General features: G+C 71.0%; 22 protein-coding genes. 7 read left to right on the top strand and 15 right to left on the bottom strand.

The genetic code is table 11. The features are described 5' to 3' along the window. Nucleotides 1-3: 3 nt before the first annotated feature. Genes LL648_RS35005 through cnbZ form a run of 3 tightly spaced genes read right to left on the bottom strand, consistent with a single transcriptional unit; the run spans nucleotide 4 to nucleotide 2001 of the window. Nucleotides 4-849 carry a fumarylacetoacetate hydrolase family protein gene (locus LL648_RS35005; RefSeq protein WP_232667118.1) on the bottom strand — a complete coding sequence of 282 codons (846 nt, stop codon included), beginning with the start codon at nucleotides 847-849 and terminating at the stop codon, nucleotides 4-6. After that, on the bottom strand, nucleotides 846-1253 hold the full coding sequence (locus LL648_RS35000) for a RidA family protein (RefSeq protein WP_232667117.1): 408 nt from the start codon (nucleotides 1251-1253) through the stop codon (nucleotides 846-848). Before LL648_RS35000 ends, LL648_RS35005 begins: the two co-directional genes overlap by 4 nt. Further along, the gene (cnbZ, locus tag LL648_RS34995) at nucleotides 1240-2001 is read right to left on the bottom strand and encodes a 2-amino-5-chloromuconate deaminase CnbZ (RefSeq protein WP_232667116.1); all 762 of its coding nucleotides are present in this window, start codon (nucleotides 1999-2001) and stop codon (nucleotides 1240-1242) included. The genes LL648_RS35000 and cnbZ overlap by 14 nt, the downstream gene beginning before the upstream one ends. A 418-nt stretch (nucleotides 2002-2419) precedes the next feature. On the opposite strand from cnbZ, the gene LL648_RS34990 reads away from it, so the two are divergent. Together LL648_RS34990 and LL648_RS34985 are read left to right on the top strand one after the other, a co-directional pair. Then, on the top strand, nucleotides 2420-2791 hold the full coding sequence (locus tag LL648_RS34990) for a YybH family protein (protein ID WP_232667115.1): 372 nt from the start codon (nucleotides 2420-2422) through the stop codon (nucleotides 2789-2791). Nucleotides 2792-3213: 422 nt separating this feature from the next. Beyond that, complete coding sequence (locus LL648_RS34985; protein WP_232667114.1) at nucleotides 3214-5376, top strand: outer membrane protein assembly factor BamB family protein; 2163 nt, start codon at nucleotides 3214-3216, stop codon at nucleotides 5374-5376. A 187-nt stretch (nucleotides 5377-5563) separates the two neighbouring features. Here LL648_RS34985 and LL648_RS34980 read toward each other — a convergent pair whose 3' ends face one another. From LL648_RS34980 to LL648_RS34965, 4 genes are all read right to left on the bottom strand, one after another. Then, nucleotides 5564-6265 (bottom strand): response regulator, encoded by a 702-nt coding sequence (locus tag LL648_RS34980; protein ID WP_232667113.1) that lies wholly within the window; start codon nucleotides 6263-6265, stop codon nucleotides 5564-5566. Nucleotides 6266-6413: 148 nt separating this feature from the next. After that, entirely contained in the window at nucleotides 6414-7964 is a 1551-nt protein-coding gene (locus LL648_RS34975) for a helix-turn-helix domain-containing protein (RefSeq protein ID WP_232667112.1), read from the bottom strand. Nucleotides 7965-8047: 83 nt separating this feature from the next. Continuing rightward, nucleotides 8048-9181 carry a hypothetical protein gene (locus LL648_RS34970; RefSeq protein ID WP_232667111.1) on the bottom strand — a complete coding sequence of 378 codons (1134 nt, stop codon included), beginning with the start codon at nucleotides 9179-9181 and terminating at the stop codon, nucleotides 8048-8050. Next, nucleotides 9178-10239 (bottom strand): sensor histidine kinase, encoded by a 1062-nt coding sequence (locus LL648_RS34965; RefSeq protein WP_232667110.1) that lies wholly within the window; start codon nucleotides 10237-10239, stop codon nucleotides 9178-9180. Before LL648_RS34965 ends, LL648_RS34970 begins: the two co-directional genes overlap by 4 nt. 198 nt (nucleotides 10240-10437) lie before the next feature. Between LL648_RS34965 and LL648_RS34960 the strand changes: the two genes are divergently transcribed. Next, the gene (locus tag LL648_RS34960; RefSeq protein ID WP_232667109.1) at nucleotides 10438-11919 is read left to right on the top strand and encodes an MFS transporter; all 1482 of its coding nucleotides are present in this window, start codon (nucleotides 10438-10440) and stop codon (nucleotides 11917-11919) included. A gap of 100 nt (nucleotides 11920-12019) precedes the next feature. Next, nucleotides 12020-12226, top strand: coding sequence for a hypothetical protein (locus LL648_RS34955; protein ID WP_232667108.1), 207 nt, complete (start codon nucleotides 12020-12022; stop codon nucleotides 12224-12226). Nucleotides 12227-12395: 169 nt separating this feature from the next. Here the strand turns inward: LL648_RS34955 and LL648_RS34950 are convergent, their stop codons facing one another. Together LL648_RS34950 and LL648_RS34945 are read right to left on the bottom strand one after the other, a co-directional pair. Then, the gene (locus LL648_RS34950) at nucleotides 12396-12599 is read right to left on the bottom strand and encodes a hypothetical protein (protein ID WP_232667107.1); all 204 of its coding nucleotides are present in this window, start codon (nucleotides 12597-12599) and stop codon (nucleotides 12396-12398) included. Beyond that, nucleotides 12596-13081 (bottom strand): hypothetical protein, encoded by a 486-nt coding sequence (locus tag LL648_RS34945; RefSeq protein WP_232667106.1) that lies wholly within the window; start codon nucleotides 13079-13081, stop codon nucleotides 12596-12598. Before LL648_RS34945 ends, LL648_RS34950 begins: the two co-directional genes overlap by 4 nt. Nucleotides 13082-13199: 118 nt before the next feature. Between LL648_RS34945 and LL648_RS34940 the strand changes: the two genes are divergently transcribed. After that, nucleotides 13200-13931 (top strand): DUF899 family protein, encoded by a 732-nt coding sequence (locus LL648_RS34940; protein WP_232667105.1) that lies wholly within the window; start codon nucleotides 13200-13202, stop codon nucleotides 13929-13931. Nucleotides 13932-14027: 96 nt separating this feature from the next. Here LL648_RS34940 and LL648_RS34935 read toward each other — a convergent pair whose 3' ends face one another. After that, nucleotides 14028-14744 (bottom strand): SDR family NAD(P)-dependent oxidoreductase, encoded by a 717-nt coding sequence (locus LL648_RS34935; protein WP_232667104.1) that lies wholly within the window; start codon nucleotides 14742-14744, stop codon nucleotides 14028-14030. Nucleotides 14745-14887: 143 nt separating this feature from the next. Between LL648_RS34935 and LL648_RS34930 the strand changes: the two genes are divergently transcribed. Beyond that, nucleotides 14888-15118, top strand: a complete 231-nt coding sequence (locus tag LL648_RS34930; protein ID WP_232667103.1) for a hypothetical protein — start codon at nucleotides 14888-14890, stop codon at nucleotides 15116-15118. 5 nt (nucleotides 15119-15123) lie between these two features. On the opposite strand, the gene LL648_RS34925 is transcribed toward LL648_RS34930, so the two are convergent. The 5 genes from LL648_RS34925 to LL648_RS34905 form a co-directional block, all read right to left on the bottom strand. After that, nucleotides 15124-15714 (bottom strand): GTP-binding protein, encoded by a 591-nt coding sequence (locus LL648_RS34925; RefSeq protein ID WP_232667102.1) that lies wholly within the window; start codon nucleotides 15712-15714, stop codon nucleotides 15124-15126. Beyond that, on the bottom strand, nucleotides 15695-16066 hold the full coding sequence (locus tag LL648_RS34920) for a DUF742 domain-containing protein (protein ID WP_232667101.1): 372 nt from the start codon (nucleotides 16064-16066) through the stop codon (nucleotides 15695-15697). The genes LL648_RS34925 and LL648_RS34920 overlap by 20 nt, the downstream gene beginning before the upstream one ends. After that, nucleotides 16063-16488, bottom strand: coding sequence for a roadblock/LC7 domain-containing protein (locus LL648_RS34915; protein WP_232667100.1), 426 nt, complete (start codon nucleotides 16486-16488; stop codon nucleotides 16063-16065). Before LL648_RS34915 ends, LL648_RS34920 begins: the two co-directional genes overlap by 4 nt. Nucleotides 16489-16549: 61 nt before the next feature. Further along, nucleotides 16550-18931: a sensor histidine kinase gene (locus LL648_RS34910; protein ID WP_232667099.1), complete on the bottom strand. Its 2382-nt coding sequence runs from the start codon at nucleotides 18929-18931 to the stop codon at nucleotides 16550-16552. Between the two features lie 250 nt (nucleotides 18932-19181). Next, on the bottom strand, nucleotides 19182-20141 hold the full coding sequence (locus LL648_RS34905) for a helix-turn-helix domain-containing protein (RefSeq protein WP_232667098.1): 960 nt from the start codon (nucleotides 20139-20141) through the stop codon (nucleotides 19182-19184). 173 nt (nucleotides 20142-20314) lie between these two features. Here LL648_RS34905 and LL648_RS34900 point away from each other — a divergent pair, with 173 nt between their 5' ends. After that, nucleotides 20315-21418, top strand: a complete 1104-nt coding sequence (locus tag LL648_RS34900; RefSeq protein ID WP_232667097.1) for a carbon-nitrogen hydrolase family protein — start codon at nucleotides 20315-20317, stop codon at nucleotides 21416-21418. Nucleotides 21419-21602: the final 184 nt, after the last annotated feature.

The raw sequence follows: 21602 nt of genomic DNA, 5'->3' as shown, positions 1-21602 counted from the left end.
TGCCTACCCCGGGGTTTCGTCGGCGACGGGGTTGCGCAGCACGCCGACCCCGTCGATCTCGACCTCGACGACGTCGCCCGCCTGGAGGTAGACCGGCGGTTCGCGACGGGAACCGACCCCGCCGGGCGTTCCGGTCACGATCACGTCCCCCGGTTCGAGCGCGAACACCGTGGAGGCGTACTCGACGATCTCGTCGATCGGGAAGATCATGTCGTCGGTGCGGGCCGCCTGCACGGTCGTGCCGTTGACCCGGCAGGAGAGTGTGAGCAGCGGTGCCGAGCCGAACTCGTCGATCGTGGTCAACCACGGCCCGAAACCGCCCGTGCGCGGGAAGTTCTTGCCGGCCGTGTACTGCGCGGTGTGGCGCTGGTACTCGCGGACCGATCCGTCGTTGTAGCAGCTGATCCCGCCGATGTGCTGCCACGCCCGGCTGCGCGGGATGCGCCGCCCGGCCCGCCCCACGACGACCGCGACCTCGCCCTCGTAGTCGAGCGTCGCCGACTCCCCCGGCCGCAGCAGCGGCTGTCCGTGGCCGACCTGCGAGTCCGGGGTCCGCAGGAAGAGCGCGGGATGCGCCGACTCGCGGTTGCCGGTCTCGGCGCGGTGATCGCGGTAGTTGAGCCCCACACAGATGATCTTCGAGGGGTTCGGGACGACCGGGCGCCAAGTCAGGTCCGCGAGCGCGTAGTCGATCTCGACCGGCTCGGGTACATCGGCCGGCCCGGCCGCCAGCAGCGCCTTCAGGTCCGGGTAGCGGCCGCCGAGCCGCGCCCGCAGGTCCAGCAGACCGCGGTCGGTGACGGCGCCGAACGTCTCACCTTCCGGCGTCACGACGGTGGCGAGCCTCATCGCCGGTCTCCCGGAACGATCGCGACCGCGGTGATCTCGACGAGCATCTGCGGGTCGACGAGCTTGCTGACCTCGACCATCGTCGACGCGGGCGCGGGCGGCGGGAAGAACTCGCGGCGCACCTGGTGCACGCCCTCGAAGTGCTCGACGTTGCGCACGTAGACGTCCACGCGCACGACCTCGCCGAGCCCGCTGCCGGCGGCTTCGAGCACCCCCTGCAGGTTCCGGCACGCCTGGCGGGTCTGCTCGACGACATCACCGGCCCCGACGATGGACCCGTCAGCCGCACGCGCCGTCATCCCGGAGACGAACACGAGCCGGTCGCTCGCGTCCACCGTGATCGCCTGGGCGAAGTGCCCGACCGGCCGGCTCAGATCCGACGCCACCACCTCACGCTTCGCCATCGAGCACGACCTCCCGCGCGACGCTGCTGTTGTCCATCTCTAGATCGAGGTCCTGGACCGGCGGCCGGGCGTCGATCCACGTCACCTCGGCGGCCGTCCCGGTCCGGAAGAGGCATTCCCGGATGAGCGGACCCAGGTCGTGCGCGGTGTAGAGGCGGGCGCACCCGACGTCCGCCCAACCCAGCCCGAGGATGCGCAGCCGCTTCTCCTGCTCGGTGAGGATGCAGGCGAGCTTCTCGCGCATGCCGTCGGTCGAGACGTCGCCTCGCCGGACGATCGAGTCGCGGTACTCCGCCGGCCCCTGGTCGGCCTCCGAGCTGCCGGCCAGCACGAAGGTGGGCGACCGTCGGGTCGACCGCGCGGTGTAGGCGAACGAATGCAATGACGGGACGGCCGGTGCGCCGCGGACCGGGCAGACGTTCGTGCGCGCGACCGGGTTCACGTAGTCGCGGACCAGGCCCCACTCCGCCAGCTGGCCGACGTACCGGCGGTTGAAGTCCACGAACCCGCGCTCTGAGAACGGCGCGGGCGAGCGCAGCTCCATCGCGCACAGCGCCGCGATCGGTCGACCCACCGCCGCCAACCGCTTCTCGACCAGCCGGAACCCGTCGGCGAGCGGCACGGGCGCAGGCAGGCGGACCCGCTCCACCTCGTACCCCCGATCGGCCAGCACGCCGCTGGAGAACTGGAACACGCCCTGCACGTGGACGAAGCGGTACCCACCCGCGTCGAACTCGACGACTCGCATGCCACCTCCTATGGTCATTCGTACTTTGTATGACTATAGCCGCGAGGTAGGGGCGCGTGAAGAGCGAGTGGGCTGGGCCACACCGTGACGCGCGAGCCGGTGCTCGGGCCGCCACCCTCATCAGGCGCAGGTTGATGCCTCCGTGCACGAGCGAGCCCCGCGGCCCGGCCCGGGTTGTGGTGGCCGGCTGGGATGCGTGCGTTCCGCACACAAGGGCAGGAAAGCCACTTTCCTGCCCTGTGAGGGCCGGAAAGTGGCTTTCCTGCCCTCCCCCAACCCCGGGTGCGCGGGGAGGGTATGGCTCCCGGTTGCCGGCTCAGGGCTGCCCGCCCTCGACCGCCGGCTCGCCGCCGTGGGCTGACCGCGCCGGGAAAGCGCTGTGCAATCCGGGTGCAAACGTGGTCGGAACGATATGGGGATGGCATTCAACGAACCGACCGATGTCCACGACGCCTTCCTCACGGCGGTGACGAGCAGAGATCTCGACGCGGTCACCGCGCTCTACACCGGTGACGGACTCGCCCTCGACCTGACGGGCCGGCCCTGTCGCGGGCATGCCGAGATCCGCGCCATGTTCGACGGGTTCGTCTCCTCGATGCGGACCATGACGGGCGCAACACGTCGCATCCACGTCGTCGGTGACCTGGCGCTCTCGTCCGCCAACTGGTCGGGAACGTTCGTCGCGGGCGACGGCACGGTGCAGCACGGCTCCGGCGTGACCGCAGAGGTGCTGCGCCGTGGTGTCGACGGCCGCTGGCGCATGGTGATCGACGACCCTTCGTTCCTCTGAGCTCTCCCACGGGAGATCGATGTCCGGCGTTCACCCGGCACCGGCGGGCCGTCACCGGTCATACCGTGACGTCGGGTGGGCGACGGGCGTCGAGACGGGATCAGAGGCATGTCCAACGGTTCGTACTCGGCAGCCGTCCGATGCGCGCTACCGGGCTGTCCCGCGGACGTCCGGGAGCCGGTTCGCGTCGGGTCGTCGCCGCTCTACTGCTCGGTCGGCCACCGCCGCGAAGCCCGTCGGCTGCGCAGCATCGCGCGCGCCGAGACCGACCCGAGGACCCCGAGGACCACCAGGACCACGAGTCCGGCGGAGCACGTGCATCCGACCGAATGGATCACGAATCCGTTCGCGCAGCCGCAGGGGGCACGACCGACCGCGGAGTGACGGGCGCGCACCACGGAACGACGATCGAAGGACGTTGCATGCAGTTCACCCGTGGCGGAGCCGACACGGTGCCGATCCACCTCCCCGACCGACCCCCGCCGCCGGCTCCGCGGGTGCGTCCCGACGTGCTGGCCGCCGTCAGCGTGTGGCGTCTGGTCATCGCCGCCAGCGCGCTCTACGGGTTCAGCGACGCCACCGCGTGGCGGCAGAACCTGGAGGGCCTCAGCCAACAGGCCAGCCTGCTCACCGGCGTCGTCTACCTCGGATTGCTGGTGTACCCGGCCTGCACCGGGCTCCGTCGGCACGAGCCGGAGTCGCCGTGGCTGCGGGGCGCCACGGCGGTGCTGCTCCTGCTGGTCGCCGGCACCTTCTTCGGCATCATGGGCGGCGACCCCGGGTACCTGCCGTTCGAGCACATCGTCACGCCGCTGCTCGTGCTCGTCGACTGGCTCGCCGTCGGGCGCAACCAAGCGGCGGCCCGCTGGTGGTACCCGCTGACCTGGATCGCGTTCCCACTCGCCTACCTCGTGTTCTTCCTCAGCGCCGGGGTCTACCGCTCGCTCTACGAGTTCCTCGACCCTCGTGAGGGCGGGTTCGTCGTCATCGTCGTCGGCCTGCTGGTGGGTGTGATCGCGATCGGCTATTTGCTGTACGGGGTCGGCAAGCTCAAGTCCGCACGAGGCCGTGGAACGCAACCTCCCCCGACCCGGATCCCCGGGCCCGGCCACCGCCTCCCGCCGCCACAACGGGACAGCGGCCGCAAGCCGCGCCGGATCGTCATCGCGGCGGCGATCGGCGCGACGATCGTGGTTGCCGGCGTCGTCGGCGGCGTGTTGCTGTCGTCGAACGGCGGCGGGCAGTCGGGCGCACGCGCCGCGCAGGACTGGGCGGCGGCGATCGGCGCGACCGGCCCCGCACAGGAGCTGTGGCGGCTCCCGCAGGGCGCCGCACCAGGCGTGCAGGCGACCGGCGACCACTGGGTCACCGACACCCACCTCGTGCGGCGGCTGCCGGGCCGCGTCGTCGCCCACGACCTGGCGTCCGGCCAGGTGGCGTGGGAGCTCCCGCTCCCCGGCGAGCCGGGCGACGACTGCCCGTCCTCCCAGCAACGCTCCGGTACCCGGGTGGCCCTGCTGCGCGCCGCGGGTGCGCAGAGCAGCGACTGCGGCACGCTCACCGTGGTCGACATCGCCTCCGGCCAAGAGGTGTTCACCACCGAGATCCCGCAGATCGAACGGACTGCGGTCGACACGGCCGACGTGCCGGTCGTGATCGGCGACTTCGTGCTCGTCGGCAGCCGGGCCGGCGGCCACCTGTTCAACATCGACACCGGCAAGCACGTCCCGGTCGCGGACGAGGGGCAGTGCCGCGAGGACGCCTACGCGGTCGTCGGGGACGTGCTGGTCGCTCGGGTGAGCTGTCGCCAGCGGCCGCCGGGCAGCGACGTCGCCCTCAGCGGGCTGCGGGCGTACGACGCCGACCTTCGCGAGCAGTGGTCGTGGCGGGCACCACTGGAATCCGTCGGGAAACCGCTGGAGGTCCGCAGCGTGCTCTCGGTCGAGCCGCTGGTGGTCGAGCTGTACCGGGCCGGCACCGACACGATCGAAACGGTTCGCGTGGATCGGGGATCGAACGAGGTCGCCCCGCTGGTGTCCCGGACGCGGGGCGCCACCGCCGAGAGCCGCTACCTCGCAGCCTGCGAAGAGCGCGGGATCGCGCACTGCGCGCAGTCACGTGTCGTCGACGGCAAGCTGATCCTCACCACCATCCCCCGCCAGATCAACCCGAGCTCCGAGGGCGCCTACCCCGGTATGACGAGCACCGAGTTCCGCAACGAGCTGGTGGCCATCGACGTCGGCACAGGCGCGGAGGCGTGGCGCACCGGGATGGTCGACGGCCGGGCGATGCACCTGGTGCCGACGACCGACGGCAGCATCGTCACCTACCAGTCCGCCAACGCCAACGACGTGCCCGGCCTGCTCCTGTCGATCGACGCAGCCACCGGCGCGACGACGCCCCTGCTGCCCATTGCCGTGAAGTCCCATGAGGACGAGAAGCTCCAAGAGCTCCTCCGGAGCGGCCGGTTCGGTGTCGACAACCAGCAGGCGACCTGGACGGGCGAGCGGTTCGTCATCTTCCGGATGCTGCAGCGCGCCCAGAACCGCGACGAGGCGGAGACGGTGGCCTTCGGCCGTCCCTAGCCCGGTGGCGCTTCATGTGCCGGGGCGCCGCTGGCCGGGATGTGTGCGGTCCGCACGCGAGGGCAGGAAAGCCACTTTCCGGCCCTCACAGGGCAGGAAAGGGGCTTTCCTGCCCTCCCCGGGTGAGCTGCGCGAGCCCATCCCGGCGCGCGCCGAACGCGAGGTCAGCGCGGTGGGCTGCTGTCCCTCATGAACGCCGCCGCTCACGCGGTGTCGGCGCCGCGGCGCTGTTGAGCTCGGCCAGCGTCAGCAGTCCGTCGTCGAGCGCCCGGCCGACCAGCTCGCTCTTCGTCCGGGCCGGTCGGCCCACGTTCGCGTACTTCACCCGCACCCGCGTGATGTAGGTGTCGACGGTCTTCACCGTGATGTTGAGCTTGGCGGCGACGAGCTCCTTCGACGACGACGCGAACCACGCCCGCAACACCTGCATCTCCCGCGGGGAGAGCTGCGGCCGGGTGGAGGTGTCGTCGGCGGCGAGCGCTCCCGAGAGCGACGGCCCGGTGTAGGGCAGTCCTTCCGCGGCGGCCCGGATCGCCGGAACCAGGTGCTCGGCACCTTCACGTTTGGTCAGGTACGCCAATGCGCCCAGCTCGATGCATTTGATGGCGGTGGCGTTGTCGACGTGCTGGGAGTACACGACGACTCGCCGGCCGCTGTCGACCAGCCGGCGCAGCTCACCGAACTCGGGGTTCCCCGGCACCAGCTCCAGATCGAGGACCACGACGTCGGCGTCGGCGCCGGGCCCCGTCCAGACATCTGCGAGCGCGCCGGCGGCATCAACGAGCCGGACCGGTGGGACGGCCTGCTCGCACCAGTACCGGACCCCGGCCGCAACAGCGACGTGGTCGTCGACGATCACCGCGCTGGTCGGCTCGGGATCGGCGCTCATCGATCCTCGATCGATCCGCGACGGCTGAGGCATCCCGGACGCGTCATCGTTGCGGAGCAGGTGCTGGCGACATGCCGGCAAAATAGACGCGCACCCGACCGGACGGCGAGGACCAAAACGCCCATCGACCGGCCTCCTCGGTAACAGATCACACCGTGGCTCCGGCAGCCGCGAGATCGACTGCCCGCACCGCCAACCACAGATCGTGCCGGGCGCTGGGCGAGCGCAGCAGCGACCGCCCCAGCTCCTGCTCCAGCCGGCAGAGCCGCTTGCGAGCGCCGGGAACCGAGATCCCGAGCGTGTCGGCCGTGGCGCTGAGCCGGGCGTCGCTGCGCAGCCACGCCCGCAGGGTCGCCTCCAGCACCGCGCCGCCGGCGCCGCGGTGCTGGTGGCTCAGCGGGTCGAGCAGGGCGCGCGCCCAGTGCTGGACGGCCGGGAGCCGCAGCAGGTCGTCCAGCTCGCCGCCGGAGTCCGTCGACACCACGGCGCTGCGCGGGGTCGCGACGACCCGCAGCGCAAGATCCAGCACGGCCTGCTGCTCGGCGCCGCCGAGATCGCGGCCGAGCAGGCCCTCGATGTGCCGGAGCCGGCCGACCAGCGTGTTCTTGTGGATCTTCAGGTGGCGGGTGGCCGACATGGAGAACGCGAGCCACGACCGCGTCGTCGCCACGAGCTCCTGTGCGTCGGGGTCGCCGCTGCGGGCGGGGACGTAGGAGAGCAACGGCGCCAGTACCGCGGCCGCCCACGCCCGTCCGGCCGGCTCGATGAGCGCCGCGACGTCCAGCCGTCGATCGAAACGCGTCCACCGCCGGGGATGCGCGCGGGCGACGGCGAGCGCGTGGAACGCCTGCTCGTAGCCGACCGCCGTGTCGTGGAGCGCCACCGCGTCGCCGGACCCGACCGCGCAACCCTCGATGTCGCCGGTGAGCCCGACCTCCAGCGCTTCCCCGGCGCGCGCGTCGGCCGCCGGCGCGATGACGATCACGTGGCGGGCGTGCACCGGGCAGCGGACGATCCACGCGTTCCCGGCGGTCGCCTCCCGGCACCGGTCGACGACCTCGCCGCGCCTGTCCGACGCGCACTCGACGACGTGCACCCGCACCGGGTCGGGCAGCGGCGGCGACAGCGCCGGCGACAACGCCGCAGCGATCTGCCGAGCCGTCGCGACGTGCCGCGACATGAGCAGGTGCAGCACTGCCTCACGAGAACGCGCCTCGGCGTCGTCGTTGCGCCGGCGGGCCCGCCGGGTCGTCTCCGCCGACCACCAGGTCCCCAGGACGGTCGCGGCATCGGCGGCCAGCGACCGCGGCACCCCGTCGGCCCCGGCGAACACCAGTACCGCAAAGGCATCGTCGGCCGGCGTGTCCAGGAGCATGAGCAGCAGGTCACCCGCCGGACCGCCGTCGCCCACGAAGGTGCGCAGACCACGCGCCAGCACCACCTCGACACCTGCGGCAACGGCGGCCGCCACAGCGGGGTCCGGCGGAGAACCCGCGACCACGGCACCCGACCGGTCCACCACCCCGACCCAACGCCCCGTGCGCAGCCCGAGCCAGCGCACGATCGCCGAGCACCCCTCGGCACGCCGCCCCAGCCGGTGCATCGCCAGCACGGCGAAGGCCCGCTCGTGGCCCCCGCCGGAGTCCGGACCCTCGGTCGACGGGTGCGGCGCAGATCGATTCGGGGCAGATCCGGTCATCGATCACAACCTTCGCATTCGGCACCGACGGGCACTCTTTCAGGCCGCACCCCGGCAGCGCTTGATGATCAGCGCCGTGATGATCAGCGCCGTGATGGTGTTCCCTGCCGAGCCGGCTGCCACCGCGCCTCGATCCACATCATGTCGTCGGTCGCGAACGTCTCGACCCGCACATCGGCGCTCGCCGGATCGTGCACCTCGACGTCCCCGCAGTCGGCGACGACGCTCACCGACACGAGGTCCGCATCGCCCACGACGGTGACCCGGGCCCACGAGGCGGCGGTCGCGAGCGCGGTCAACGCGGCATCGGTGAGTTCGCGCCGGACCGCCAGCGGCGGCGTCGGCCAGTGACCGCGTGCGTCGAACTCCACGACCACACCCTTGCGATCGGCGAGGTCCGCACAATGGCGCAGCTCGTGCAGCAGCGGATTCTCGACCGTGTCCGATTCCGCGAACAGGCGCCGCATCCGGGCGGCCTCCACCGCGCATCGCCGCTGCACGTCGGGGCGGTCGGGGGGCAGCGACCCGTCGGCCAGCCCTTCCAACAAGGGGACGCTCGTCGCAGCGATCTCGGCGAACCGGTGCTGCCGCCGGCGGTGGGCCTCCGCCGCGACGGCCTCCCTCGTGCGCACCCGCTCGATCTCCTGCCGCGACGCCAGCGCCGCCGCATGGATTCCACGCACCGCGGACGCTCCCACCGCGACGCAGAGCGGCACCCCGATCACGTTCACCGAGCCGGTGGCGAGCCGCAGCAACGCGTCGCGGGTCACGTCGTGCAGCAGCACCAGGTTCAGCACCGCGATCAGTTCATGGGTGGCCAGGAACGCTCCGACGATCCGCAGCGGGCGATCGAGCAGCACCACGAGGCCCACGAAGTTGGCCGCACCGAACATCCAGTCGACGGTGGTCGAGGTCTGCCCGTCCGGCAGGGTCACCGACGAGAGCACGGACGCCGCGAGCACCACGGCGATGGCGGGCCGGCGCAGGCGCCCCCAAGGTCGGCGCAGCACGAGCAGCGCCGCCTCGCCGGCCAGCACCGCACCCAGCATCACGAAGGACGTGACCTGTACGAGCACGTGGTCGTGGACGTCGAGGCTGCGCACCAGGTGCGAGCCGCCGAGCGCGAGCGCGATGACGGCGGCCACGAGCAGCGTCGCGATCCGCAAGCCGCGCAGCAGTTGCGACCGGGCCAGTTCCTCGGCAGCGTCGCCGCTCATCCGGCACCACCCGGCCATTCCAGCCGCACGACGGTGCCGGTCCCCACGGCGGAGGTGATCACGGCAGCACCGCCGATCCGCCTCATCCGGCCGAGCACCGAATGCGTCAGGCCACGGCTGGTCGCCCGGACGTCACCGGTCGCGAACCCCGTCCCCTCGTCGGCGATCTCCAACCACAAGCCGCCAGCGGCACCGCCGAGCCGGACGACCGCCCGCTCCACACCCGCGTGGCGACGAACGTTGTTGAGCGCCTCCCGGGTGGCGTCCGCGATCGCCCGTGCCACGTCGAAGGGCAACGGCAGCTGCTCCGGGCCCTCGAACTCGACGGTGAGGTGCGCCGCTTCGAGGTCCTCGCGCAGCAGGGCGACGAGGTCGGCGCGATCGGGTGGCTCCCGCCCGTCGCTGCGCATCCGTTCCAGGTCGCGACGCGCCTGCGGCGCCAGCCAGCCGGCGCCCGCGGGCACCCGGCCGGTGCCCACCATGAGCATCGTCGTGGCAGCGGTGTCGTGCAGCGCGTTCGCGAGCTCCCGCTGGTCGGCCCGGACGGCGGCCTCGACCTGCGCCGCACGACGCGCCCGCTCGGCCTCGGCCGCCAGCTCATCGGCCCGCGTTGCGGCGCGCAGGACCAGCGTCCACGCCGCTCGGGACAGCGCCGCCGCCACCAGCACCCACCCTTGCCCGGACATTGTGCTCACGTCCGCTCCCCCGGCCACGCTGCTCCCGAGCAACCCACCGATTGTCACCAGCGCAGCGAGACTGCCCACCACCGGCGGCGTGTACCACTGGTAGGTCACGGCGGCGAACGTGACGAGCAGCCTCAGCGGGGCACGGTTGTCGTCCCCGACGACGCCGGTCCACGGGCCGGTGCTGGCGCCGAGCATCACGACGACATCGAGGGCGAGGGGCAGCACCATGCCGCCGGCCCTGCTCAGCCACCACGCGTAGCCGCAGGTCCACATCGCCAGCACCGCAACAGCGACGGCAACGCTCGCGGCACGCTCCGGGGGCGCTTCCAGCAGGCTGATCGACCCGATCGGCACCAGCACGACGAGGCGCACAGCGGCTGCGTATCGGCGGCCGAAGCGCCTCAGCAGCCGTCCGGACTCACCGGCCTGTCCCCTCAACTGCCTCGACGCCCGCCCAGTCCGTACTCGATCGACGCGGCTGATGATGAAGCGTTTTCGGCCGGAACGCCAGACCTGCATGGCTTTTGCGCGAGCCCGATGAGTTCGCGCATCGATCGAGGTTCTAGCGGTATGACAGACGAGCTGAACCGGCCTGGACCATCGGTGATCGACGGCGACGGCACCCGCGCGTGGTGGGCGTTGGCGCTGCTGACGGTGCCGTGCGTGGTCGTCGTGATGGACCTGACCGTGCTGTTCCTGGCGATGCCCTCGATCGTTCCCGACATCGGCGCGTCGGCGAGCGCAGCGTTGTGGATCACCGACGTGTACGGCTTCCTCATCGCCGCCTCGCTGCTGACCATGGGCTCACTCGCCGACCGGATCGGACGGAGGCGCGCGCTGGTGATCGGCGCGAGCGCGTTCGGGGTCGCCTCCGCGATCGCGGCGCTCGCACCGGACGCAACGGTCCTGATCCTGGCCCGTGCGCTGCAGGGCGTAGCGGGCGCGGCGGTCGTGCCATCGGCGATGGCCCTCGCGTTCACCCTCTTCTCCGACGAGCACCGCCGGGCCCGCGCCATGGCCGTGCTCATGGGTTCGTTCGCCGCCGGGGGCGCGCTGGGCCCGGTGCTGGGTGGGCTGCTACTGGTCTCGTTCCACTGGAGCGCCGTGTTCTGGTTGAACGTGCCGCTGATGGCGCTGGTGGTGATCGCGGGACCGCGGCTGCTGCCCACCGTCCCCGGCGACCCGACCGCACGAACGGACCTGGTGAGCGTCGGCCTGTCGATCACAGGCATCCTCGCCCTCGTCTATGGCGCCAAACACGGTTCGCTGGAGGGTGTCGACGCGATCGCGCTGACCGGGCTCGCCGTCGGCGCCGCCGGACTGACCCTGTTCGTGCTGCGGCAACGCCGGATCGCCGCACCCGCGCTCGACCTGACGCTGTTCCGGGCCGGCGGCTTCGGGTTGGGACTGACGACCAACGTGGTCACCTCGTTCGTCATGTTCGGCGTCTCGATGCTGCTGGCCCTCTACATCCAGCTCGGGCTGGGGCTCACCCCGCTGCTCGCCGCGGTGGTGACGCTGCCGGGGATGCTGGCGCTCGTCGCGACGACCACGCTGGTGCCCAGGCTGGTCCGGACCGTTCCGCAGCACACGCTCGTCGGCACCGGGCTGCTCCTCGTCGGCGCCGGGTTGCTGGCGCTCTCCGCGATGCCCGGCATGGGCGGCCTCTGGGGCGTCGTGGTGGCGAACGTCGTGATCTCCATCGGGGTCGCGCCGACCACGGTCCTGGTGACCCAGATCGTGATCGGAGCGGCGCCGGCGCACGCGGCCGGGACGGCGTCGGGCGCGGCCCAGGCGGCGAACGAGCTGGGCGGGGCGCTGGGCATCGCCCTGCTGGGTGCGCTGGCCGCCGCCGTCTACCGGCTGGGCGTCCCACCCGGCGACGGTTTGCCCGACACCTACGCCGGCCTGATCGGCTCCCCCGGCGCCCGGCCCGCGGAACTGCTCACCATGGCGCACACCGCGTTCGTCGACGGGGTGTCGCTGGCGCTGCTCGCGGCGGCCGGCGTCATCGCCGTCATGGGTGTGGTCGTGATCGTCAGGCTGCGCTGACGGTTCCGGGGTTCGGAGAAGATCGAAAAGTGCGGTCGGTGCCACCGCCGCTTCCTAAACTCCCAGCCACGCCGGAGGGTCCGGCGAGGTTGGAGACGACGTGTTGAAGATGGTCCGCACCGCGAGCGACAAGCTGCTGGCGGTTCTGGTCCCGCAGGCCGAGGCACACGCGGCCTGCACGCCCGCCGAGAAGCAGTGCCGCTGCGAAGGCGACGCCTCCTACGCGGAGATCTGGTGCTGCTGGGAGCAGATGTGCAACAACGTCGTCCGCCAGTGGGGCTGCTACCGGAAGACTCCGCACTGCTGAATCGGGAACTGCTGAATCGGGAACTGCTGAATCGGGCACTGCTGGGCTCACACTGAGCCAGCGGCCTCCCGGCGCCACATGGAACTCTGTGGTCGACTTTCATCGTCGTACGACCGCCACAAGGTTCCATGTGGCGTCCGGCGGCTCGCGGGGCCTGCGGCGCCCGGCGTCAGATGTCGTTGTCCCAGCCGCGGCGGATGCTGCCCGCGTCGACCGGCGCACCGACGCGCAGGACGTCCCACAGCTCCTGCGGATCGTTCGAGTTCCGCAGCGTGATGCGATCCCCGACCTTCACGCGCGGCTCCACCCAGCATGTGCGGAACCGGTCGCCCGACCGCAGATCGACCTGTACTCGAAGGTTCGTCCTGGTCATGCCACGAAGGCTAAGGAGCCAGGCCGCGGCGGGCCACCGAATTGCGAATGTATTGTCACGCATTCCTCAATGGAGGTGCGCGACCGCCCGGTCCGGATTTCGTTCGTTGTACTCGTCGACGAGCTTGCGGTAGTTCGGGAGCGCCGCGAAGTCGGGATCGTGACCCGCCGCAGCGCCTCGTCGAGCCCCAACGCGGCCGACGGGTCCTCGGTGCGGTAGCGATCGGTCATCAGCTTCACCGCGGCCATCTCCTCCTCGGCGAAGTACTGCCCCCAGAACCGGAACTGCTGCTGCACCAGCTCCCGGGACACCCCACGGTGCCCGGGCGGCAGGTTCCTGCGGACCATCCGGTCCAGCGCCGCCGCGTCACCCATCACCGCCCAGTCGACGGTGCGACCGCTGTCGCGCCACAGCCGGACCGCGGCGTCGATGAAGGTGATCTGCGCGTACTGCCGGCCTTGCGCCGATCTCGACCGGCGCATTTCGATTTCCCGCGAACCGAGCGGTGCCGCTGCCCCATCACGGTTGGCGTTGACGCAACTCAGAGGTTGCGATAGTGTGGCAACCGCTGAGTTGCAGTACCTACTTCAGGAGGCCGACATGACGAACGAGTCGATGAGCATGCCCCCGGTCGTCGACCGGGATGCGTTCCAGGCCGAGCTCGACGCGCTGCGGGTCCGGGAGCGGGCGCACACGCGCGCCGGTGATGTCATCTCGGCGGCCCGGCGACGACTGCCGATGGTCGAGGTGGACGCCACCACGCAGCTGATCGGGCCGGACGGGCCCACGACCCTGCTCGACGCGTTCGAGGGGCGCCAGCAGCTGATCACCTACTACTTCATGTGGCACCCGGGGCAGCCCGCGTCCCAGCAGTGCGAGGGCTGCACGTGGAACAACACTCAGATGGGAGAGCTGTCGTACCTGCACTCCCGCGACGTGACCTTCGCGGTGTTCTGCCAGGGGCCCTACGACGAGAGCATCCGCTACCACGACTTCATGGGCTGGACGATGCCGTGGTACTCCGCGAAGGACTCCCTGGAGACCCTGCTCGTCGGGCGGACGATCGGGATGATGCACATCGTCTGCTACCTGCGCGACGGCGATCGGGTGTTCGAGACCTACTGGACGACGAACCGCGGCGTCGAGGTGCAGGACATCAACTACTCGATGATGGATCTGACCGTGTACGGGCGCCGGGAGCCGTGGGAGGACTCGCCCGAGGGCTGGCCAAAGAACATGGTGGAGCACACGCGGGTCAACGGGCGGCCCATCGCGCAGTGGTCGCGGATCGAGGCGGGCCGCTCCGACGACCTGACCGGAAACGCGACCTGATGGAAACCTCCCCACCGTTTTGGTTGGACGCGCGCCGATTCGGCGCGCAAGTGCCCAACACGGTGGGGAGGTTTCCGGCCGCGGAACTGGAGGAGTTCAGGTGACGACGCGCGGTGCGTCGAGGTCGCGCGGTGGTTCGCCCCGGTCCAGGACGACCACGCGGCCGGCGGCGGTGTCGTCGCGCAGCAGGCCGACGACCTGCTCGGCCAGCAGAGCCAGCGGTACCAGCGGCAGCTCCGCGGCCCGCTGGGCGGCCGGCATGGCAGCCAGCTCGCGCCGCGCCCGCTCGGTCTCGACCCAGTCGGGCACCACGCAGGAGTACCGGGGCGTGAACCCGCGCAAGCTCGTGGTCGCGCGGATCAGCCCCGCCTTGGCGGCTGCGTACTCCACCCCGGCGTAGGCATCCGTGCCCAGGCCGGCGATCGAGGCGATCGAGACGACGGCCCGGGCGCCGCAGAGCTGGGCGAGCAGCAGCGGCACCCGCAGGTTGAGCTCCAGCGTGGCGCTCCACTCCGCAGGCGGAGCGTTCGGATAGCTCGGCGGGATGTGCCCGCCGCCGCCGGCGTTGTTCACCAGCAGGTCGACGGGCTCGGCGGCCAGCGCGGCGAGCTCGGCCGGCACGAGGAGGTCGGCGATGCGCGGCTCGGCGCGGCCACCGGCCGCACGCACGCGACGCACCGTCTCGGCCGCACCGGCCGCGTCGACGTCGCTGACGTGCACGATCGCGCCGTCAGCCGCGACCCGCTCGGCTATCGCGCGCCCGATCCCGGTGCCGGCGCCGGTCACCAGCGCGCGCAGTCCGTGCAGCTCCATGAGGCGACGGTCGCAGAGCGCACCGACAGTTCGGCACGACAGAGCTGCCGAATTCCCCTCCGATCCTGCCATCGTCGTTGACGCCGCAAGGCGCTCCGGTCGATGGTTCCCGAGCTGGCAGCCTTTCGGCGGAGGAGCAGTCGATGACCGTGACGCACAAGGCCACTGACCTCATCGAGCGCTGGGGGGATCGGCTTCTCGGCCAGTTCGTCCCGCAGGTTCGCGCAGCCGCGGCCGGCGGGGCCAGGTTCTACTGCTTCTGCGAATGCCACCAGATCTGCTATCGCTGGTGTTCGGGCGGGATGGGCCAGCCCGTGATCTGCGGCCCGTGCACCGATTGCCAGTACACGGCCGGCTGCTCCAGCTGCAGGTAGCCCGATCAGGCCGGCATCGGCAGCATCGCTATCGCGTGCCGCACCAGCCGGACCAACGCGAGTTTGCTCGAGTCCCGGTCACGGGCGTCGCCCAACAGGACCGGCACCCGATCGGGGATGGCCAAGGCGGCGCGGACCTCGCCGACGGTGTAGCGCGGTGCGTTGTCGAAGCAGTTCACCATGATGACGAAGGGGATGGCGCGGCGCTCGAAGAAATCGATCGCCGCGAAGCTGGCGTCCAGCCGGCGGGTGTCGACGAGCACGATGCTCCCGATCGCGCCGCGCGCCAGGTCGTTCCACATGAACCAGAACCGCGTCTGCCCCGGCGTGCCGAACAGGTAGAGCACGTGCCGCGGCGAGATCCTGATCCGGCCGAAGTCGAGCGCGACCGTCGTCGTGTTCTTCCGCTCGACACCGGACAGGTCGTCGACACCCGCACTGGCCTCGGTGAGCACCTCCTCGGTGGTCAGCGGCGGGATCTCGCTCACCGAGCCGACCATGGTGGTCTTCCCCGCACCGAACCCGCCCGCGATGATGATCTTGACCGGGGTGGGGACGAAACCCGCCTCCGGGTGGTCAGTAGTTGATGAGGCCATCGAGAACCGCCTGGAGTATTTCGAGGTCCGGCTGCTCCGCCGGACGGTCGGAAGGGGACCGCGTGATGACCAGACCCCATTCGATGAGGTCGCCGCACAAAACCCGGACGACCCCGAGCGGGAGCTTCATGTGCGCCGCGATCTCGGCGAGGGAAACCGGCGAGAGGCATTCGTGCAGAACCGTGACGTGCTCGGGGCCCAGTCCCGCCGGCACCAGCTCCGAGCGCAGCGCCATCACCTGGGTGGAGAGATCGAGCTGCGCGTCATCGGTCGGTGTACGGCCATTGGTGATCGTGTACGGCCGCACCAATGGACCGGCTGATTCGTCGTACCAGCCGTCGTCACCGCTCATGTGGCTTCCGGAACCGGCGGTCGGGCATCACGCGGAGCGACCTCCAAGTAGTCACCCACCTGCTTGACCAGCCGGTTCATCTGGTAAGCGATCATCTCGACGTTCACGCTGTCCTCCGCCAGCAGCGCGAGGCAGGCCCCGCGGCCGGCCGCCAGGACGAATAGGTACCCGCGCTCCATCTCGATCATGTTCTGCAGCACCTGACCGCGGGAGAAATGGCGGCTCGCGTTCTTGGCAAGGCTCTGCAAGCTGGAAGCAGTCGCGGCCAGGTAGTCGGAGTCGTCCCGGCTCATACCGGCGGACCTGCCCATTTGCAGTCCGTCGGCGGACAGCACGATGGCGCCCTGCGCGCCGGCGGCACGGTTCACGACGTCGTCCAGCAGCCAGTTGAGATCGGGCGTGACGTTCCTGCGGTCGTTCATGCGAGGGTTCCCTTGGCTTCCTGTGTGCACTTTCCTGTGACCGGTCGTGAACTAGGCGCTCCTAGACATCACGGCGCTCCTCCCGACCCAGGCGGGTGCCCTTGTGGAACGCCGCCAAGGAATGCGCCGTCCGCTCTCCCGCGGGAGCCTCGGCAAGGCCGTCCTCGGGCTCCTCCCGGAGCTCGGCGGCCAAGTGTTGTTGGGGCTTGCGCTGCGGCAACCTCGGCCGGTCGTCGCTGGGTACGAGTGCCGGCGCGGCAGGACCGTCGGCGCGCGTCGCCCTGGGCGCGACGGCGGGCACGGATTCGGCTCGCGCCATTGCCGGTGTCGGCGCCGGGGCGGGGCGCGGTCGCGGTCGCGGCCGGTCGGCGACCTGTTCCGGAAGTCGGGCCGTCGACGTCGCCGAGCGGGTGTCCAGAGCAGCCCAAGCTGCGGGCGGGGTCAACGCGGTGCTCCCGTTGTCGACCTCGTCGGCCGGCTCCACGGGCTGGGCGGCGGACAGGTGCTGCGAAGGGATGAGCACCGTCACCCGCAGCCCTCCCAGCCGCGACGGGTCGAAGGTGACGGTGGTGCCGAGCCTGGCCGACAGGCGCGCGATCACGAACAGGCCCAGGGTGGCGTCGGCCCGCAGCGCCATCGCATCGAACTCGGGCGGGGCGGCCATCATCTGGTTGGCCTCCTGGCGGACGTCGTCCTTCATGCCGAGCCCCTGGTCCGAGACCTCGACCGCAACACCGCGTGCGACCGCGCGGCCCGTCACCTCGACCGGCGCGCCGGGCGGCGAGAACGAGGTCGCGTTGTCGACCAGCTCGGCGACCATGTGCACCACGTCGGCCACCACGGCCCCGACGATCGCGACGTCCGGGATCTGCTCGACCCGGACCCGGGCGTACTCCTCGGTCTCCGACACCGCCGCACGCAGCACCTCCATCAGCGCGACCGGCTTGCGCCAGCGGCGGCCGGGCTGCCCACCACCGAGGATGATCAGGTTCTCCGTGGTTCGGCGGGCACGCGCGGAGAGGTGGTCGAGCCGGAACAACGAGGCGAGCTGCGTCGAGTCGCCCTCCCTGCTCTCCAGCTCGTCGATGAGCCGCAGCTGCTCGTGAACCAGGACCTGGTTGCGGTGCGCGATGCCGAGGAACACGTTGTTCAACCCGCTGCGGGCCTTAGCCTCGCTCACGGCAGCGTTGACCGCAGCCTCCTGCGCGGCGTTGAACGCATCGGCGACCTGACCGATCTCGTCCTCACCGTGGTCCAGCCTGGGGAGCTCGTCGTCCAGATCGACGGGTTCGCCGCTCTTGAGCCGTTGCACGATGCTCGGCAACCGGTTGCGGGCGAGGTCGAGCGCGTCGTCTCGCAACCGGGCCAGCCGCGCCATCACCGACGTGCGGTCGACGAGCGAGCGGGACACCCGCACCGCGAGCAGGATCGCGATCACCGAGGCGAGCAGCGCCACGATGCTGCCGATGACCGCGTTCAGCAACTGCCGGTCGCCGGAGGCGAGAGCGGCGGCGGAGACCTTGTCGGCCTGCTTGATGGCGAGGCCGTTGAGCCGATCGGCGACGTCGGCGGTGAGGCGCTGCCAGTCGGCCGCAGCCACCGGTGCGGGCTCCCGCTCGGGGTCCACCCACGCACCGTGGCGGACCAGCGCATCCTCCGCGCCGGCGAGCTGCTGCCAGGTCGCGCTGGTGGTCAGCGCCTCGTAGTCGGCGCGGACCTCGGGCTCGAGGAACGGCGCGACCTGCGCCAGCTGCGTGCGGTAGAAGCCGAGCAGCTGGGTGTACCGGACGAAGGACTCCGGGACGAACACCCCGGCCGCCAACGCCGACGACACCAGCGAACTCTCGCGCGACATCAACTCCGCAGAGCGGAAGACCGCGACCGCGGTGAGACCGCCCATCGCGGCCTGCGCGTCGGGTACCACCCGGGCCTGGGTGTCGAACAGGTTCGACGCCGTGTCCAGCACCCCGTCGTAGTAGGAGCTCACCTGCGCGCGGTCGATGCCGCGTGTGCTGATCTGGAACCGCAGCACCGTCAGGTAGTCGAACTGGCCCTTCAACGCGGTCATCTTGACCGCGATCTCGTTCGGCGCGTAGGCGATCGTCGAGTCGAACGCCGTCTCGAGCGTCGCGAGCCGCTGGTCCGTCAGCGTCCACCGGGCCGTCAGCTCACGCTGGTCCAACGCGGGATTGTCCAGGTACTGCAGGACGTGCCGGCGCTCCTCCTGAAAAGCGGCGAGCGCGGTGACAGCGGGGATCGACACCTGCCGCACCGACGCCGCGACCGCCCTCACGTAAACACCATTGAGGACGAAGAACGACGACGCCACGCCCCAGAGCACCAACAACGTCACGCTGGGGATGAGGACCACCAACGTCAGCCGCTTGCGGACCACCTTGTCGTGCGGATGGGCGGAGGCGTTCTTGTTGCTTTCTCGACGCACGGTTCACGAACTCCTGAGTGACATTCGGCGAAAAGTGTCGACCCCGCCGACAAGGCAGATACGACGATTGGGGAACGGCATCAGCCCTCGACACCAGCCCTCGCTCCACCCCCTCGGTGCTGCCGCGGAACCGATCGCGGAAGGTTCCTACCATGCGACGCAAGTGCTGGCGCACCTGCAGTCCGGCCCCGGATTCGACCCACCGGCCCGGCCGGTCCGTCCACATCGGTCGCCATCGGACCCGAAAGGACTATTCGTCCGACGTCCGGGCTCGCCACTGGCGCGGGCTGACCCCGTAGGCGCGGGTGAACAACCTGCTGAAATAGGAGACGTCGGCGAAACCGCAGCGCCGGGCCACCGCCTCGATCGTCCAATGTGCAGCGCCCGGCCGATGCAATTCGCGACCGGCGGCCCGCAGGCGGACGTCGCGCAGCGCACCCCCGAACGTCGTGCCGACCTCCGAGAAGAGCTTGTGGAGGTGTCGCACCGAGATGTTGTGCTCGGCGGCCACGTTGCGCGGGCTGAGGTCGGGGTCGCCGAGCCGATTCTCGAGGAAATTCCGGATGCGAGCTCGCAACACCTCCCGCGCGTTCTGCGGACCGTTCTTGCGACCTGCGCGGCGCTCGACGACAGCCGCACCGAAGAGCTCGACCACCGCGTTGGCGAGCTCGTGCTCGCCAGGTCGACCCGCGAAGTTCGCCGCGTCCTCGGCGAGGCCGGACAGCAGGGGCACCAGCAGCCGGCCGACCCCGCTGCCGGCTGGGATCGGGTTGGCCGTCGCATCGGCGAGCACCGCGTCGGGGGACGCGAGCAGCGCACGCGGGATCCTGACCAGCGACTGCCAGAACGGCCCGCCGTAGAGCAGCTCGTACGGCCGGGTCGTCCGGTAGCAGACGACGTCCCCGGGTGACAGCACCGCGTCGCGCCCGTCCTGCACCACCCGGCCCGACCCGCTCCGCTGCACAGCGACGATCACGTAGTCCTCGGACGAGTCGCCGGTCAGCCGGCGGTTGCGCACCACCCGGCCCGCGCCGGCCCGGACGTCGCACACCCGCACGTCCCCGACATCGTGGCTGTGCAGCGTTGCGCTCGACAGGCCGTCGTCGCCGGCGACGATCTCCACCGGGACGAAGGAGGCCTCGGCTGCCGACCGCCAGACGGCCAACCGGTCCTCGGCCGGGACATCGCTGAGATCCAGCGAGAGTTGCAAACGTGACTCCGTGCAGGCGCGGATCGATCATGGACGTGGGCGAGGTTACCGTGTGCTCGACCCGCCTCCCGATGATCGTGCGCTCCAGCACCGGACCCCGTGCACTCCCGCACCCCTGCCGTCGCGGGTCCACGGCTAGCGTCGCGCACCGTCTTCCGGCGAGAGCGAGTGCGATGACCACGAACAGTTTCGTTGCTGCTGCTGTGCAGGCCGAGCCGGTGTGGCTCGATGCGGATGCCAGCACCGAGAAGGCCATCGGGATCATCGGCGACGCCGCCACCGCGGGTGCGTCGCTGGTCGCGTTCCCCGAGGCGTGGATCCCGGGCTACCCGGCATGGATCTGGATCGGCAGCCCGCTCTGGGGCACCCAGTTCGTCCAGCGCTACCACGAGAACTCCATCGTCGTGGGCGATGCCCGCTTCGAGCGCCTGCGGAAGGCCGCGGCGGACAACTCGATCAACGTTGTGCTCGGCGCGAGCGAGCGCGCAGGTGGCTCGATCTACATGGCGCAGTTCCTGTTCGGTCGCGACGGCGAGGTCGTCGCGACCCGGCGGAAGATCAAGCCGACGCACGTCGAGCGGTCCGTCTTCGGCGAGGGCGACGGGTCGGACCTCGTCGTCCGCGATATGCCGGGCGTCGGCCGGATCGGCGCCCTCAACTGCTGGGAGCACCTCCAGCCGCTCCTCAGGGCGGCGATGTACGGCATGGGCGAGCAGGTCCACGTGGCGAGCTGGCCGAACCTCGCCGAGCCGGAGCTCGTGTATGCGCTAAGCCATGAGGCCAACCTGCGGGTGAGCCAGGTCTACGCCCTGGAGGGCGGCTGCTACGTCGTCGCGGCCACGACCATGCTCGGCGAGGCCGGCCTCACGCTCTTCGCTCAGGGCGACGGGGAGAAGGCCGCCCTGCTCTGCGGGGGAAGCGGAGGCTTCGCACAGGTGTTCGCCCCCGACGGCCGCCCGATCGGCCGGACGCTCAGCCCGCGGCAGGAAGGCCTCGTGCTCGCCGACATCGACCTCGGCCTGCTGCCACTGGCGAAGTCACTGCTCGACCCCACGGGCCACTACGGCCGCCCCGACGTGGCGCAACTGCTCCTCAACACCGAGCCGCGCCGTCCGGTCGTCCAGATGCACGGAACCCGGCGGCCTGCGGCCGAACCCCGCTCCCACGCCAGACCTGGCGCCGACACACCGCGACCTCGGGGAGAGGCGAACTCGAACGGAGAGCCGAACAGGCCCACGACTCATGCACCCGACACTCCGGCGGACGATCCGCGGTAAGGGGCGCGGCTGCGGCTAGGCCGGCGGGCCTGTCCGGGAAGGGCAGGACGTATCCCAACCCAGCCGCGGCGGTACCAGGAAAGTGGCTGTCAGGTGAATCGCCGCAGCCCCTGGCTCGACGTTGCACAGGTCGGCCGGGGTCGCCTCATGGAACCCTGTGGTTGATCCACAGGGCTCCGTGACG

This window comes from Pseudonocardia sp. TRM90224 (genome assembly GCF_021245725.1).
Taxonomy (GTDB): domain Bacteria; phylum Actinomycetota; class Actinomycetes; order Mycobacteriales; family Pseudonocardiaceae; genus Pseudonocardia.
This window is presented reverse-complemented; position numbering and strand designations above follow the sequence as displayed.